Consider the following 15,508-nt stretch of genomic DNA (forward strand, 5'->3'; position numbering starts at 1 on the left):
ATCAGAACTCGGTGTGCAAACGCACAGCCAGTGCGTTGACGGGCCCACGGTCCGCGTTGTATGCAGGGTTACGGATATGCTGCCAGTCAAAGCTGATGCTGGATTGTTTGCCGATCCCCACGCTGTAGAACATCTCGAGAATATTCTCGGGCTTGTAGTTCAGACGCCCATCCCCAATGAACGGCCCCACCCCGCCCTCTGCCTGATACTGGCGGTGTGTGGACGAGAGGAAATTGCGCGCCACGCCTATGCCCAGCGTATCGTTCGCCCGTCCCCATCTGCGCCCCTGGATCAGCAGACCCGCAGAAAGAGAGCGGTCGATTTCCGTGAAGGCATAGATTTCCGTCTTGCCATCGGCCCAGCTGCCACGGGCAAAAAGACCCACGTCCTCACTCAGCGCCTGCTCCAGGTTGATGCCGAAGCCGTGCTTGCTTCTGGCACCGTAGCGCGCAACATTCAGATCCGGCACCGCCCCGGTCTGCGCCGCCAGGCTGAGTGCATCGTCATAGCGCGTCATCACGGCATGGTTGCGGAAGACCAAAGCACGCAACTTGCCCGGCTGGCCCGCCAGCGTGTGTGCGTGGGCTACTTCCAGCTGATCGCCGTAGTGTTTGAAAATTCGATAGTCCAGCGGCTGGCCGTTGGGCTCCTTGGGCTGGATGAAGCGACCGAAGCGCACCTCCCAGTCGTCGTGAAACCACTCCAGCACCGCTCCCCAGCTGTAACCTCTGGCATCGGCGGCATAGTCAAACGCGCCTTGAGTCATCAGCGACCAGTTCATGAACTGCGTGCGCGGATCATGGCTGTAGCGGTTGTCGTCAAAGATATCGATGACCGCCAGATTGCCCACCGTGAGCACAGTACGACGCTTGTCCACCGTGCCCGCCAACTGCCTTGCCTCTGACTCCACCGCCTCTTGCTCACCGCCATGACTCCAGGTCTGGCGCAAGAATGCACGGGCGCGATAGAGCTTCAACCTTGCTCCCGAAGTCTTGGCCAGTTCCCCATTGGTAAAGCCACCCAGGCCTGCCAGTCCCGACAGAGGAATGCCCTGCGCGCCTTCCAGATCAAGATAGACCTCCCCTCCGGCCCATGGACGGTATCCGAGAGATGCAGTGGTCGTGAAGGAGTAGCTGCGCTCGCGCCCTGGCAACAAGCTTTTCTCGCCGGTATAGGGTGCAGAAAAGGACGGCTTGCGCTGCCAGACATAGGTGGCCTGGAACTTGGCATTCCACTTCTCAGGCTCTGTGTTTCCCCCACCCGCATCAGCTGCTGATGCTGTTGCAGAGGCTGCTTCACTGCCTGCATGGACTGGCTCTGCACTCTGCTGCGCATGAGCAGTCGGCCCCCATATCATGCACAAGGACATCAAACTGCCCGTGCAAAGCTTGCCGAAACCCATTTTGTTATTGAATGTTCTTTGCTGACGCATTGACCGCTCCTGGCGAGCCCGCCATTGTGAACTGGCAAACCCGCACACGCTCCAGAAAATTCATGCGCAATCTGCACATGGAAACCGACACGAACAATTTTTACGTTCGCCGTACAGGCACCCGCGACGCCTGCTGCGCCTGCGAAGTGCCAGCCCGGCAGGCCAACCATGCGGCTACCATCAGCGGATGCCCAGCTTCTCCAGCATGCGCACCAGCTCGGCAACCGAGCCAGCTTCCATCTTGCGCATGGCTTGAGATCGCCTGACTTTGATGGTGATTTCGCTGACATCCAGCTCTCCCGCGATCTGCTTGTTGAGCAGGCCTCGCACCACGCCAATCAACACCGACTGCTCCCCACTGGACAGCGAGTTCCAACGCGAACGCAACTCCAGCAAATGCCCATCCTGCGCACGACGCTGGCGATCAAGGGCAATACCTTGCTGTATGGCATCCAGCAGATCCTGATCACGAAACGGCTTGGTCAGAAACTCTATGGCCCCGGTCTTCATGGCCTCCACGCTCATGGGAATATCGCCATGGCCGGTGATGAAGATGGTAGGAAAACGCAGTCCCTGCTCCAGCATCTGGCGCCTGAACTCCATGCCGCTCTGGCCCGGCATGCGAATGTCCAGCACAAGGCAGGCCGGCCCCTCGGGCGGGCTCAGCTCCAGATGGGCGAGAAAGTCGCGCGTCGCACCGAAGGCAGACACGGCCAGACCCACGGAGAGAAGCAAATCCTCGATGGCCGCGCGCACCGAGGCGTCGTCATCGATCACATACACGGTTTCGAGCTCAGCCAAGCTTGTGTCCTCCTGATACGGGATCACCCGATGCGACGAAAGCCGCGATGGTCACATGGAACACGGCGCCGCTGTGCCCGTCCTCGCGGTCCGTGGCCCAGATGCGGCCACCATTGGCCTCGGCCATGTGGCGACTGATGTTCAGCCCCAGACCCATGCCCTCACGCTTGGTGCTCCAGAAGGCATCGAACAAATGGCTTTTGGCCAGCGGCGATAGCCCCACTCCCGCATCGGTGACTGTCAGCACCAACTGCTGGCCCAAGGCCTGGGTAGCCACGGCAATGCGCCGCTGCACGGCCGGCGTGTCCTGCATGGCGTCCATGGCGTTGAGCAGCAGATTGCCCAGCACCTGCAAAAACTGCACTCGGTCGCACCAGGCCGGCGCCAGACCCGGCGCCAGTTGCAGGTCCATGGCAATGGCGCGCTGGTTCAGGTCCGCGCCCGACAGATTCACCATCTCGCGCACTGCCTCGTTGAGATCGAACTTCTGCTTGCTCGGTGCCTCGCCGCGCGCCATGGAGCGGATACGCGCAATGACCTCGCTGGCGCGCCGCGCATCACCCAGGATGCGCTCCAGCGCCTGGCCGGCTTTTTCGAGATTCGGTGGCTGCTGAGCCAGCCAACGCTGGCAGGCATTGCCGCTGGTGACGATGGCAGCCAGCGGCTGGTTGACCTCATGGGCGATCGAGGCCGTCACCTGTCCCAGGCTGGTGGCCTGAGTGATGCGCAGCAGCTGGGTCTGTGCTGCGTGGGCCGCATTCTGGGCGGCCACCATCTTCAGGCCCAGATAGGCCGTGATGACGATGGCCAGGATGCTGATGCCCGTGTTGATGAGTCCGGTGCGGTAGGCGCCAGCCGGCGTCAGCGCAAAGCTGGCCAGGGTGAGCGCTATGCACAGCACCGTGGTGCCTATCACCAGGCGCGGGCTGAACCAGCGCACCGCCACGAGGATGACGGCCGTGTGGAACACGGCGGCGGCCACCGCGTACTCGGTCAGCGTATCCAGCGCGAAGATGGCTGCCATGGTCGCTGCCATGCCGGTCAGGATCAGGGCCCGGCGCAGATGCAGGAAGCGTTGCGGTTTGGCTGTCATGGCATGCAGGGCGGAGCTCAGGGCGTGAAAGACCCGTTGATTGTGGCTCAAGATGCGCGCACGCCAGCCCCGCCCGCCTACTCCACTTATCACAGCGCGGGCCGCTGGCCTATGCTCAGTTGCAGATCGACCGTGGCCTTGGCCAGATCAGCATCGGCCTGCAGATAGCCGAGGTAGGCATCATCGGCCGAGCGCTGGGCCGACAGCAGCTCCAGCAATGAAGCCTGGCCGTGACGGTAGGACAGTCGGATGCTCTCGAGCACGCGCTGCGCATCCGCCAGCACATTGCTGCGATAGCGCTCCACATTCTCCTGCGCCGCCGCGAAACGGAAGTAGGCGGAGCGCACATCAGCCTCGGCCTTGTGTTGCGACTGCTGCAGCCCCAGCATGGCCTGGGTCACGATGGCCTCGGCCTGCAGCACCTCACCGCGGTTCAGGCGCGAGAACGGGATGGGCATGCTCACCGAGACCGACAACATGCGCGAGCGGTTGTTCGCATCGAAGACATTGCCTTTGGCATCCACACCCGCAGACGTGGCTGGTATGGCGGTCAATCCCACGGCCAGCGTGGGATTGACCCAGCGGTTGGCCTGGGCCAGGCCTGCATTGTCGCGCGCATTGTCCAGCATGGCCTGGGCCACGCGCACATCACTGCGCACCTGCAGGGCCTGGACCACCAGGGCGTCAATGTTCTTGTCGTTCGCAAAGGGCTGGAAATCGCATTGCAGATCCTCGGAGCCGAAGACCTCCGAGAGCTTGCGCCCCAGCGGCACGCTCAGGGCCAGACGTGAGGTCTGGGCATCGGCCCGTGCCTGCGTCACGTCGGCCTGGAACTGGTCGCGCTCCACGCGAGACTGCCGCCACTCAACGGTGCCGACGTCGCCGGCCTTGCGTCGCACCTCGTTGGCCTTGACTACATCGGACAGAGCATTGAGCGTCTGCTCCTTGCGCTCAAGCGCCTGGCGATCGCGGCAGGCCTGTGTGAAGTCCTGGGCCGCATCGGAGAACAGCTGGGTGCGGAATCCCTCGACCTCCGCCTCGGCCAGCCGCACCTGGCTGCGTGCAGCGCGAATGCGAGCCGAGCGCTTGCCGCCGGTCTCCAGCTCCATGCTGAGTTCATAGGTCCGGTTCTGCGGGCGCGGCAGGCCGCTATTGACCTGCTCGCGCGCAGCTCCCAGCGAGAGCTGGGGATCGGGTCGTATGCCCGCGATGCCGACGCCAGCCCGGGCTGACACCACGTTCTGTTGCTGGGATTGCAGGTCCAGGCTGTGCTGCTCGACAGCGCTCAGGTAGTCGCTGAAGTGCAGCCCGGCGGCGGCGGCAGGCTGCGCCGCGGCCTGGGCCAATGCCGTGCCACCCAGGCCCAGCGCCACCAGCAGCAGAGCCAGGCGCTTGAGGGAAAGAAAGGGAAATTGCATGGTGCATCCAAGTTTGTAGATATTGCGTGAACCCGAGCTCAGGGGGCCATGCGCTCCGCAGTGGCGGTGGCAACGGGGGCTGCATCCTCGTCGCCGAGTTCCCCGCGCTCGGCCGCCCGCCGGCGCTTGCGCTCAAGCGCACGCTGGGCACGCAGCTCGATCACGTAATAGAGATTGGGCAGAAGCAGCAGGGTAAGCAGGGTGGCGCTGGCCAGCCCGCAGACCACCACGGTGGCCAGCGGCCGCTGCACATCGCTGCCCAGGCCCGTAGCAAGCATGGCCGGCATGAGACCGAAGGCCGCCACCGTGGCCGTCATAAGCACCGGGCGCATACGGCTAGATGCCCCCTCGAGCACGGCCTCGCGCAACTCCAGACCGTCCTCGCGACGCAGCCGGTTGATCTGCGAAACCATCAGCACGCCCGACAGCACGGCCACACCGAACAGCGCAATGAAGCCCACGGCACTCGAAACATTGAGCATCATGCCGCGCAGATGCAGCCCGGCAAAGCCGCCGATCATGGCCAGCGGCACCACGCCCAGCACCAGCAGCGGCTGGCGCAGATTGCCGAACTCGCCAAACAGCAGCACCAGCATGATGCCCAGCGTCAGTGGCAGGATGACCAGCAGCCGTGCCTCGGCACGCTGCAGGTTCTCGAACTGGCCGCCCCACTCGATATGGATCTTCTGGTGGTCGTACTGGAGCCGGGCATCGAGAGCCTCATGCGCATCCTTGAGGAAGCCTGCTAGATCACGGCCGCGCACATTGAGCTTGACCAGGATGTGGCGCTCGCCGCCCTCGCGCACGATCACGCTCTGACCCACCGTGGTGCTGATGCGCGCCACATCGGCCAACGGCACATGGGCACCGTTGGCAGCGGCCAGACGCAGCGCACCTATGGCTTCGGGGCTGCTGCGAGTACCGGGCGCGAAGCGCACCGTCATGTCGTAGCTGCGTTCACCCACATAGAGCTGGCCTATGGAGGCCCCGCCCACGCCCGTGGAGATCAGCTGGGCAACATCGGCCGCGTTGATGCCGTAGCGCGCGGCAGCCGCACGGTCCAGGTCTATGCGCAGATTGGGCAGCGGCGGCTCGATGTCCACGGCCACGTCGGCCGCACCGGGCACCTTGGACAGAATGCCCACCATCTCGTCTGCCACGCGCCGGTCCTCGTTCAGGTCCTGGCCGTAGACCTTCACGGTCAGATCGCTGTGCGCACCCGAGAGCTTGTCCTGCACGCCGTCGATCATGGGCTGCATGAAGCCCACGGTATAGCCGGGCATCTGCTCGAAGCGTTCGGCCATCTTGGCGATCAGTTGCTGCTTGTTCAGGCCCGACTTCCATTGGTCGTAGGGATGCAGGCCCACGCTGGCCTCGATGTGCGAAGGCGTCCAGTAGTCGGTGCCGTCGTCGTTGCGGCCGGTCTGGGTCACGATATAGGACACCTCGGGGAACTGCAGAGTGGCCCGGCGCAGCTCGTCGGCCATGTCGCGGGCTTTGTCCAGCGTGATGCCGGGAGGCATCTGCACTTGCAGCCAGATCGAGCCTTCGTCCAGATAGGGCAGGAAGTCGCGGCCTATGGTGCCGGCCAGCAGCACCAGCGCCACCAACGCCGCCGCTACGGCCCCCACCAGCCAGCGCATCTGCCCCACGGCGACGCCGAGAAAGCGGTCATAGCGCTCGCCCAGAAAGCTGAGCACGGGGTTGTGGAAGATCTTGCGCGGACGGCGAAAGGCCAGCCAGGCCAGGCCCGGCGTGAGCAGCAGTGCCACGGCCAGCGCCCCCACCAGTGCCGCCCCAACGGCACTGGCCATGGGCGAGAACAGCTTGTACTCGATGCGCTCGAAACCGAACAGCGGCAGATAGGCGGCTGCGATCACGCACATGCCGAAGAAGATGGGGCGCGCCACCTGCAGCGTGGCCGAGATGGCGTCGCGCGGCGTCAAGGGCTTGTCCTCCTGGGCCTCGCGGCGGCGCAGAATGTTCTCGACCACGACCACAGCACCATCGACCAAAATACCGAAATCTATGGCTCCCAGCGACAGCAGATTTGCCGGAATCTTGGCGTGATGCATGAACACAAAGGCCAGCAGCAGCGCCATGGGAATCGTCAACGCCACGATCAGCGCCGCGCGCGGGCTGCCGAGGAACAGCAGCAGCACCAGAGTCACGACGATCATGCCTTCGGCCAGAGTCTTGCCCACGGTATGCGTGGTGCGCTCGATCAGCGTGGTGCGGTCCAGATAGGGCACGACCTTGACGTCGGGTGGAAGCAGCTTCTCGTTGAGCTCCTTCACCGCAGCATGGATGCCTTCCAGCGCCTTGGAAGGGTTCGCGTCCTTGAGCAGCAGCACGATGCCTTCCAGCGTGTCGGAGTTGTCGTCCTTGCCCAGAATGCCGCGGCGCTCCACGTTGCCATAGGTCAGGCGCCCCAGGTCCTTGACCAGAATCGGCGTGCCGTTGTCCGAGGTCTTGACCACCACATTGCCCATGTCGTCGAGCGATCTCAGCAGGCCCACGCCGCGCACCACATAGGAGACTTCACCACGGTCTATGACGCTGCCGCCGCCGCTGGCGTTGTTGGCATTGAGGGCCTCAATCACCTGGGACAGGGTCAGCCCGTACTGCAGCAGGTGCGCGGGGTCGAGTTCGAGCATGAACTGCGTGGTCAGGCCGCCGAAATTCGTCACATCCACCACGGACTGTGCTTTCTTGAGGCGCGGAATCACCACCCACTGCTGCAGCTCGGACAACTCGCGCAGGCTGTGAGTGGGGCTTTCCAGCGTATAGCGGTAAACCTCGCCCGTGGGTGAGCTGTAGGGGTCGAGCGCAGCGCGCGCGCCATAGGGAAGATCGACCTCGTCCATGCGCTCCTTGAGGCGCTGGCGCGCCCAGTAGCCGTCGACCCCGTCCTCGAACACCACGGTGATCAGCGACAGGCCGAACAGGCTGCGCGAACGCAGTACATGCATGGCCGGTGTGGCCAGCAGCGCACGCTCCAGCGGAATCGTGATCTGCTGCTCGATTTCCTCGGCCGCCAGACCCGGCACCTGGGTGACGATCTGCGAGGTCACATCGGCGATATCGGGATAGGCCTCGAGCGGCAGCTGCTTCCAGCTGAACCCGCCATACAGGGCCGCAAAGATGAAGATCAGCCACACCACGCCGCGACGTGCAAAACTGAGATTGACGATGCGCTCGATCATTGCAGCAGCACTCCACCGTTGACGACGATGCGCTCGCCGGACGCCAGGCCCGAGCGGATCTCCACCTTGCCATCCTGCTGCGCGCCGACCTGCACGTCGCGTGGCTCAAAGAGGGCGCCCTTGTCCGTGCGCCCCTTGTCTACGAAAATCCGTGAGCTCACATTGCCCTGGAGCAGCGCCGTGGTCGGCACCATGAGGGCGTCACGACCCGGTCCGTCAAAGCTCACGCGCGCAAACATTCCCGGGCGCAACCGCCCTTCGCGGTTGTCCACGGCCACACGCACCTTGACGCTGCGCGTGGCGGCATCAACGATCTCACCCACGTATTGCACACGGCCTTCGAGCCTGAGGTCGGGATAGGCGGTCAGCGCGATATGCGCCTCCTGGCCCACGTCCACATGGGCCAGGTCGCGCTCGGGCACGCTGGCGCTGAGCCAGACCTTGCTGAGATCGGCCACGGTCATCACCGAGGCATTCACGTCATTCCAATAGCCGCCCTGCGAGCCCGCCATTTCCACCACGCGTCCGCTGATCGGCGACTTGATCACATAGCTGCCCCGCGAGCTGGCCTGCACATCGGCGCCAAGCTGAGCCAGGCGGTCGGTCGCAGCGCGCGCATCGGCGCTGGCTGCGGCCAGCGCCTGCTGCGCGGCCTCGTAATCCTTGCGCGCCGCGATCTCGGCATCAAACAGCAGCTTCTGGCGATCGAACTCCTGACGCGCCAGCAGCAGCGCGGACTGGGCCTTGGCATTGTCCGCCCGAGCGACCGAGATGTCGGAGGAGTCCATGGTGATCAAGGCCTCGCCGACCTTGACCGGGTCGCCAAGCTGTCGATGCAGACGCACCAGCCGGCCCGCGACCGGAGGCGTGATCTTGACCATCTTTTCAGGCTCGGCCTCGATATTCGCCGGCGCCGAGATCAGGGTTTGGACCTGCTCCTGGGTGGCTTGTGCCAGCTTCAGCTGCGCCAGCACGGGAGATTGCGACGGCACCACGACCAGATTGCCTTCGCGGTACAGCGCAGTCTGGCTATCGGCAGCAGCGGCCGGCGTCTGCTTGTCGCCATTGCAGGCAGCGAGCGCCAGACACAACAGCAGGCAGACAGCCCCCACGGGACTGCAGGAGTTCAGGACTTGTTTCATAAGCAGCAAACAGTGGCATCGATATGGCCAGGGCAGGTCCCGGCCCAGGATTGATCCTGTCTCGCCCTTGCAACTTCTTGAATGCAGAAGCAGCTTTGCAGCAGGACAGAGAAGCGGGAGAGCATGGGGAAGCCGCGCGCCATAGCGCCGTCAAGGAATGGGCATCCAAGGGGGAACTTCTCCATGCGATGGGCGGCAAAGCATGCCGCCGTGGCGCCAGGGTCTGGAGCCCTGATCCCCGCCTTTGATTATCAAACCCGCCAGTCGACAAAGCGAGCCTGCCTTGGGAAGAGAGGCTTGGCTTTTGGTTGGTCCCAGCTATACCTTCGTATAGCGAACCCGTCATATGCCTGAAACAGAACAGGCCACCTTTGCAGGTGGCCCGTCACGAACATGGGCGTCTGGCGTCGGCCTGCACTCAATCAACCGTGAGCCCGAGCTGCGCGGTCACGGCCGCATAGCGCTCGATATCGGCGGCGATGAGCTTGCCGAACTGGGCAGCGGACTCCCCGGCCGGCGTATAGCCCTGCTCGCGCAGCGCCTGCAGCATCTCGGGCTCGGCCAGTATCTGCGTCAGCACCTGGTGCAGACGGGCGATCACAGGCTCCGGCGTGGCAGCCGGCGCCAGCAAGCCATGCCACTGCTCTACGGCAAAACCAGCCAGGCCCTGCTCGGCCATCGTGGGGACATCGGGCAGGGAAGCGACGCGGGCCGGTGCCGTGACAGCGATGGCCCGCACGCGGCCTGCAGCTATCAGGGGCGCGGCACTGCTGGCCGTGACCACGGCCACAGGTAGCTGTGTTGCGGCTACTGCAGTGATGGCCGGGCCGCAACCCTTGTAGGGCACATGCTGGAGGTTTGCATGGGCGGCCTGGGCCAGCATCTCGCCCGCCATGTGCTGGGGCGTGCCGTTGCCGCAGGAGGCAAAGGACAAAGGCTGGCCAATGGTCGCTCCAGCCAGCGCATCGTACAGATTGCGCACGCTGCTTTGGCTGGGCACCACCAGCACCGAAGCGATGCTGCCGACGTTGAATACAGCCTTGAAGTCCCGGCGCGGGTCGAAGTCCAGATGCCGGTAGACACCGGGGTTGATGGCAAACGAGCTGTTGACCATCAGCAGCGTGGCGCCGTCGGGTGCTGCCTCGGCCACAGCGCTCGCACCGATATTGCCGCTGGCGCCTGGCCGGTTCTCCACCACTACGGATTGGCCCAAGCGCTGCTGCATGGCAGCGCCCAGGCGGCGCGCCAGCAGGTCCGTGCCGCCCCCAGGCGGAAAGGTCACAACGATGGTGATGGGCTTTTCAAAACGGACTACCGCCGAGCCAGCGCAGGCATGCCAGATTCCCGCAGCCGTCACCGCCAGCGATGCAGCAACCGGTACCGCCCAGCTGCGGTACTTCTTCAGCATGGCCTTCATCAGTACACGCCCCAAGCAAGGGGCCGCAAGCAAGTGCCGCCGTCCCACGAGGCTGTCGTCCTCTCATGGAGGGAAGCGGCAAAGCCGCTCAGGGGGCAGGCCATCAGGCGTCAAGCCCTATATCGAGTACGCGCGCGCTGTGCGTGAGCCAGCCCACGGCAATCTGGTCCACGCCCGTGGCAGCCACTGCGGGTGCGGTTTCGGGGGTAATACGCCCCGAGGCTTCGGTAATGGCCCGGCCCTTGCACATGCCGACCGCAGTGCGCAAATCATCCAGGTTCATATTGTCCAGCAGCACCACATCCACGCCCAGTTGCAGCGCCACATCCAACTGGGCCAGCGTATCCACTTCCAGCTCGATCTTGACCATATGACCCACGCCGGCACGAGCACGCCCCACAGCCGTGGCAACATCGCCGGCCAGTGCAATGTGGTTGTCCTTGATGAGTACGGCATCGTCCAGGCCAAAACGGTGGTTGCTGCCGCCACCGACACGCACGGCGTACTTCTGCAAGGCTCGCAGGCCCGGCATGGTCTTGCGCGTGCAGGTCACCCGGGTGCCAAAGGGCTTGATGGCCTGGGCAATCGAATGCGTGGCGCTGGCCACGCCGCTGAGATGGCAAAGGTAGTTGAGCGCCGTACGCTCGGCCGTGAGAATGGCTCGGCTTTTACCGCGAATGCGGGCAATCTCCATGCCTGGCTGCAGCAGCGTGCCGTCTGCGCAGCGAACGTCAAACTCCATGTGTGCATCCATCAGCACAAAGGCCAGACGAGCCAGATCAAGTCCGGCCAAGATGCCATCCTGCCTAGCCACCAGACGCAGCTCGCCCGCTGCATCTGCGGGAACAATGGTGTCGGTGGTCAAGTCTGCGGCGCGTCCCAGATCTTCCAGCAAGGCCATGCGTACCAGCGGCTCCAGCATTACATCGGGCAGGGGAGGAACGGGCAAGGCTGCAATTTTATTAATGCTCATTTTGAGTATTTTTAGTTCAACAAAAAGCGCAAAGACTTCCAGATCGCTTTCAGGCCTTACGCAAACCGACTTATGCTAAATCTGAGCATTATTTAAGTCAAGCCGCCCCCACAGTGAAAAAAGTCCTGCATCCAAAGAGTGCGTCAGGGGCTAATGACTTCTTGCCAGCGGCAGCTTGTTGCCAGCTATGGCGCGCTCCAGCATTACATTGCGCCGGAAGCGGAACAGCTTGGCCGGGCGGCCCGCACCTACGGCCGTCATCTGGCCGGTTTCCTCAACCAGCGCCTGCTGCTCGATCAGGCGCCGGAAGTTCTGCTTGTGCAAGCCGCGCCCCGCCAACGCCTCCACCGTCTGTTGCAACTGCAGCAGCGAGAATTCCTCGGGCATCAGTTCAAACACCACGGGCCGATATTTGATCTTGGCGCGCAAACGGGCCATACCGGTAGCCAGAATGCGACGGTGATCATTACTCATCGCGGCACCGGGCAGCAATTCGGCTGCGCGTGCTTCATCACCCTCGCCCCAGGCTTCGGGCACCACAGCTGCCTCAAACAGCAGCTCGTAGCGCTGCAGAACCAGTTCCTCGTTCCATTCGTGCTCATCCAGACCAAAAGTCATTGAAGCTCTTTGCCATCGTGCGCTTCTGGCTACACTATCTGAAGCAGCGTCACTCCATGCATGCAGCGCTGGCGCAATGCGCTCGGCAATCACGCCGGGCATACCGTCGCGCCAGTCCTCCCATGGGAAGTAGCGATACCAGTCCTGCCAGCCCGGCTGTGCGGCGCCGACCTCATCCAGTTCCTGAGTCAGCGCCAGATAGCTGATGGAGATGACATGCATGCCCAGCTGCTGCGAGCGCTCCCGGTCTGCGAAGGTGTAGAGCTGCTCCACAAAGCCCAGAGGATGGTGGGTCTGTTTCTCCACCCAGGCACGCAAGCTGGCCTGCAGCGAGCGGTGGTTGCTGGTAAAAGGCCCGGCAGGCAAGGCTCGCCCGGACCCGGTGGTCAGGATACGGGGCTGGCCACCCGTGACGGCAACCAGCACTGCCACCAGATCGGCCTGCACGGAATGCAGTTCGGAATTGTTCAAACCACTCAAAAGCTATGAAGACGAGGACAGGGAGGAAGAGCAAATTCTACGGTGAGGCGGCCCCTGTCCAAGGCTTATCCGGACTCTTCCCCGAAAAGGTCAAGGAATCGCCCTGCGCCAGCAATTCGGGCGCTTGCACCAAAGGCATGTTCATCGACCCCGTGGCGATGGCCACCTGATTGCGCCCCCTATGCTTGGCCCTGTAGAGCGCCGCATCTGCGCGCTTGAGCAGATCATCCTCGGTTTCGCCTGGCTCCCAGAGCCCAACCCCTAAAGAAATGGTGAAACGCCCCACCTCGGGATCGGCGCATTCCGCCACGGCACAGCGAATGCGCTCTGCCAATCCTGCGGCCACACCGAGGCTGGCATCCGAGAGGATGATTAGGAACTCCTCCCCGCCCCAGCGCACGGCATGGTCATAGCGCCGAACCTTGCCGGAAAGCACCTGCGCCACCATCTTGAGCACGCGATCTCCGGCAACATGGCCAAAACGGTCGTTGACCCGCTTGAAAAGATCGATATCGCCCAATATCACGCCATAAGGCCGCAACTGATTCTGAGCCTGGAGCTGGTTGCGCTTGAGCTCGGTCTCGCCTGCATGGCGGTTGAGCAGGCCCGTCAGCTTGTCGCGGTTTGCGCGCTCGCGCAACTCCATCTCTCGCTGCACCATGCGGCTGATGTCCTTGGATGCCCCCACATAGTGGCTGATCTCCCCTGACTCGTCGCGCAGAGCTGCAATGCTTTGCTCGGCGTAGTACACGCCGCCGCTTTTGTGACGGTTGATGAAGGTGGCGCGAAAATTGTGGCCAAGACTCAATGCTTCCTGCAACTGGGCATAGAACTCCGGCTCATGCAGGCCCGAGCGCAGCATCTCGGTGGGCTGACCCAGCAGTTCCGCCGCGCTATAGCCCGTGAGAACTTCAAAAGCCTGGTTGACAAAGACGATGGTGGAGTCGCGATCCGTGATCAAGATGCCGTCATTGGTCGCATTCAATGCCCTGGCGAGCAGCGCGCGCTCTTGCTCGGCTTGCACACGCTCCGAAATATCGCGCTGCACCGCCACAAAATGCCGAATGACGCCCTTCTCATCACGCACGGGGGAAATATTCCACTCCACGTGGTAGGTGCAGCCGTCCTTGCGGTAATTCACCACACTGCCCTGAAATGGCAGGCCTTGCTCCAAAGACTCATGCAAGCGCTGCAACACCAGTTGATCCGTCAGCGGCCCCTGGAACATGCGCGGCGAGCGACCCAGAAGCTCTGCTTCGGTGTATCCGGTCATATCGCACATCGCTGCATTGCAGTACTCGATGACAGGTCCCTCTCCACCCAGCCTGGCATCGGTAATCATCACTGCGCAAAAGGACTGAGCCATGGCGATCTCCAGCAACTGGCCGGTGATCGTTCGCTTTGCAATGGCATTGGCACGAATCATGTTTGAACCTCGAGCGCGCTTGCAGTCGTGAAGTCTCATTATTCGTTACTTTGCGTCACTTGCGTATACCAAAAACATCAGCATCTCAGCTTGTCCACGCCGAGCTACCCTCGGCTGTGCAGGCACCAAGCCATAAACCGGAATCAAAGCCCAAGCATCTCGTGCTCCAAGCTGAAAAAAGGCGCAACGTCCCGGCCTCTGACTGGGAAGGTGCGCCACTGGACTCTCTGTCAGACCGCTTTCCAGAAAATATAGTCGGCCTGATACTGCACGATCTGCTTGCTGCCCAGATTCGCAGCTCCGCAGGCCATGCTCGGCGCGACGCCCCCCTTGGTTGCCACACGCTGGATATAGGTCACCCCCTGCATGGCTCCCATTCCGGTGGCAGGATTGGCCTTGACCAGCTGCAGCGGGATATTGCCCGCTCCGGCAGGAGCCACGGCAAGCTGCGTGGCAGTGACCTTTGAGCCGTCGTTGTTCTCCCAAGTCGCTGGCGGCCCCCAGTATTTGCCGATAACCGTGCCGCTTCGCGTTTGCAGCTTGGCATCAGGACCTACAAACACCCATTCGTGTTCGGCTGCCATGTCCTTCTTGGCCCGACACTCATAGGTGATCTGGCCAACACCCACGGTCTCCATGGCCACTTTGTGTCCGGCGGGCACTTGCACGGAAACCGGAAGTTCGGCTTGTGAATACATGGAGTGAGAGCCCATGGATGAGCAAGCGCTCAGGCCAAGCGCGGATAGGCACAGAGCGGTTAGCGAAAGTGTGTGTCGGTGCGTCATGATGATTCCCTCAAACAAAGTGAAAAAAATGCATTGGGCTCGACCGCCCGGTACTCGGGGCTTCGCCAAGTCAGCCGCCAAATGACAAGGCATTGCCTGGCAAGGGGCGGCCGAGAGCCGAGATCAGGGCCGTGTAGTGCATGGTTTCATCGGCGGCCAGGCGTCCTGCGACCTTGGCCAGGTCACGGTTTTCGAAAGCTGGAATGACGCCCAGATAGGCATTGGTCGCGCCAAGCTCCAGTCGTGCGGCCAGATTGAGCACGTCGGCCTGACTCTTGAGGGTTGCGGCCTTGAGAGAGTCGGCATAGGTCTGCATCGAGGCCTCGGCCACCGGCTTTCCGCCCATCTTCTGGATGGTTGCAATCAACGCGTCACGGTGGGCCTTGTGGTGGCTCTGGAACAACACGGCCACATCCAGAACGGGCTTTTGCAGCAGCCCGCTGCCGGCACCCAACTGGTAGGCGTTGATGGCCTCATGCTCCAGTCCCAGGGCCACATTGAGGATGGATACATCCTTGGCTGGATCATTGCTCATGCCTTGGGCCAGGGCCTCGTTGCCTGCCAGCATGGCGACCGCCACGGCTGACAAAGTGCCGGTGGCGCCAAGAAATCCGCGACGCGAGGCCCTGGGCGAGGCATGGCCTTCAAACAGATGGATGCTCATGATGACTCCTAATTGGATGTGGGGATCTGTCGGCCTTTGCGATGTCCGACACT

At 62.9% G+C, this 15,508-nt stretch carries 12 protein-coding genes; all 12 read right to left on the bottom strand.

The genetic code is table 11. The features are described from left to right. Position 1 precedes the first annotated feature (1 nt). A complete protein-coding gene (locus tag NOX35_RS22580) occupies positions 2-1,369 on the bottom strand; it encodes a carbohydrate porin (RefSeq protein ID WP_256494799.1) in 1,368 nt (455 codons plus the stop codon). A gap of 243 nt (positions 1,370-1,612) precedes the next feature. Beyond that, a complete protein-coding gene (locus NOX35_RS22585) occupies positions 1,613-2,233 on the bottom strand; it encodes a response regulator transcription factor (RefSeq protein WP_256494800.1) in 621 nt (206 codons plus the stop codon). Beyond that, on the bottom strand, positions 2,226-3,326 hold the full coding sequence (locus NOX35_RS22590; RefSeq protein ID WP_182287299.1) for a sensor histidine kinase: 1,101 nt from the start codon (positions 3,324-3,326) through the stop codon (positions 2,226-2,228). Before NOX35_RS22590 ends, NOX35_RS22585 begins: the two co-directional genes overlap by 8 nt. 89 nt (positions 3,327-3,415) lie before the next feature. Continuing rightward, entirely contained in the window at positions 3,416-4,744 is a 1,329-nt protein-coding gene (locus tag NOX35_RS22595) for a TolC family protein (RefSeq protein WP_256494801.1), read from the bottom strand. Positions 4,745-4,782: 38 nt separating this feature from the next. After that, the gene (locus NOX35_RS22600; protein WP_256494802.1) at positions 4,783-7,950 is read right to left on the bottom strand and encodes an efflux RND transporter permease subunit; all 3,168 of its coding nucleotides are present in this window, start codon (positions 7,948-7,950) and stop codon (positions 4,783-4,785) included. Beyond that, positions 7,947-9,092 (bottom strand): efflux RND transporter periplasmic adaptor subunit, encoded by a 1,146-nt coding sequence (locus NOX35_RS22605; RefSeq protein WP_256494803.1) that lies wholly within the window; start codon positions 9,090-9,092, stop codon positions 7,947-7,949. The genes NOX35_RS22600 and NOX35_RS22605 overlap by 4 nt, the downstream gene beginning before the upstream one ends. Before the next feature lie 418 nt (positions 9,093-9,510). Further along, the gene (locus NOX35_RS22610; RefSeq protein WP_256494804.1) at positions 9,511-10,509 is read right to left on the bottom strand and encodes a tripartite tricarboxylate transporter substrate binding protein; all 999 of its coding nucleotides are present in this window, start codon (positions 10,507-10,509) and stop codon (positions 9,511-9,513) included. 103 nt (positions 10,510-10,612) lie between these two features. Further along, positions 10,613-11,482: a carboxylating nicotinate-nucleotide diphosphorylase gene (gene nadC, locus NOX35_RS22615; protein WP_182284508.1), complete on the bottom strand. Its 870-nt coding sequence runs from the start codon at positions 11,480-11,482 to the stop codon at positions 10,613-10,615. A gap of 150 nt (positions 11,483-11,632) precedes the next feature. Beyond that, on the bottom strand, positions 11,633-12,571 hold the full coding sequence (locus NOX35_RS22620) for a hypothetical protein (RefSeq protein WP_256494805.1): 939 nt from the start codon (positions 12,569-12,571) through the stop codon (positions 11,633-11,635). Positions 12,572-12,617: 46 nt separating this feature from the next. After that, positions 12,618-14,006, bottom strand: a complete 1,389-nt coding sequence (locus NOX35_RS22625; protein ID WP_182284510.1) for a diguanylate cyclase — start codon at positions 14,004-14,006, stop codon at positions 12,618-12,620. A 230-nt stretch (positions 14,007-14,236) separates the two neighbouring features. Beyond that, positions 14,237-14,791: a DUF3455 domain-containing protein gene (locus tag NOX35_RS22630; RefSeq protein WP_371878503.1), complete on the bottom strand. Its 555-nt coding sequence runs from the start codon at positions 14,789-14,791 to the stop codon at positions 14,237-14,239. Positions 14,792-14,861: 70 nt separating this feature from the next. Continuing rightward, the gene (locus tag NOX35_RS22635; protein WP_256494807.1) at positions 14,862-15,455 is read right to left on the bottom strand and encodes a ferritin-like domain-containing protein; all 594 of its coding nucleotides are present in this window, start codon (positions 15,453-15,455) and stop codon (positions 14,862-14,864) included. Positions 15,456-15,508: the final 53 nt, after the last annotated feature.

The organism is Comamonas sp. C11, assembly GCF_024496285.1.
Lineage (GTDB): Bacteria > Pseudomonadota > Gammaproteobacteria > Burkholderiales > Burkholderiaceae_C > Comamonas > Comamonas testosteroni_F.

Excerpts from the sequence above, each read along its gene's own strand:
- NOX35_RS22580 (WP_256494799.1), bottom strand. The coding sequence starts at position 1,369 with ATGTCCTTGTGCATGATATGGGGGCCGACTGCTCATGCGCAGCAGAGT.
- NOX35_RS22590 (WP_182287299.1), bottom strand. The coding sequence starts at position 3,326 with ATGACAGCCAAACCGCAACGCTTCCTGCATCTGCGCCGGGCCCTGATC.
- NOX35_RS22595 (WP_256494801.1), bottom strand. The coding sequence starts at position 4,744 with ATGCAATTTCCCTTTCTTTCCCTCAAGCGCCTGGCTCTGCTGCTGGTG.
- NOX35_RS22600 (WP_256494802.1), bottom strand. The coding sequence starts at position 7,950 with ATGATCGAGCGCATCGTCAATCTCAGTTTTGCACGTCGCGGCGTGGTG.
- NOX35_RS22605 (WP_256494803.1), bottom strand. The coding sequence starts at position 9,092 with ATGAAACAAGTCCTGAACTCCTGCAGTCCCGTGGGGGCTGTCTGCCTG.
- NOX35_RS22610 (WP_256494804.1), bottom strand. The coding sequence starts at position 10,509 with ATGAAGGCCATGCTGAAGAAGTACCGCAGCTGGGCGGTACCGGTTGCT.
- nadC (WP_182284508.1), bottom strand. The coding sequence starts at position 11,482 with ATGAGCATTAATAAAATTGCAGCCTTGCCCGTTCCTCCCCTGCCCGAT.
- NOX35_RS22625 (WP_182284510.1), bottom strand. The coding sequence starts at position 14,006 with ATGATTCGTGCCAATGCCATTGCAAAGCGAACGATCACCGGCCAGTTG.
- NOX35_RS22630 (WP_371878503.1), bottom strand. The coding sequence starts at position 14,791 with ATGACGCACCGACACACACTTTCGCTAACCGCTCTGTGCCTATCCGCG.
- NOX35_RS22635 (WP_256494807.1), bottom strand. The coding sequence starts at position 15,455 with ATGAGCATCCATCTGTTTGAAGGCCATGCCTCGCCCAGGGCCTCGCGT.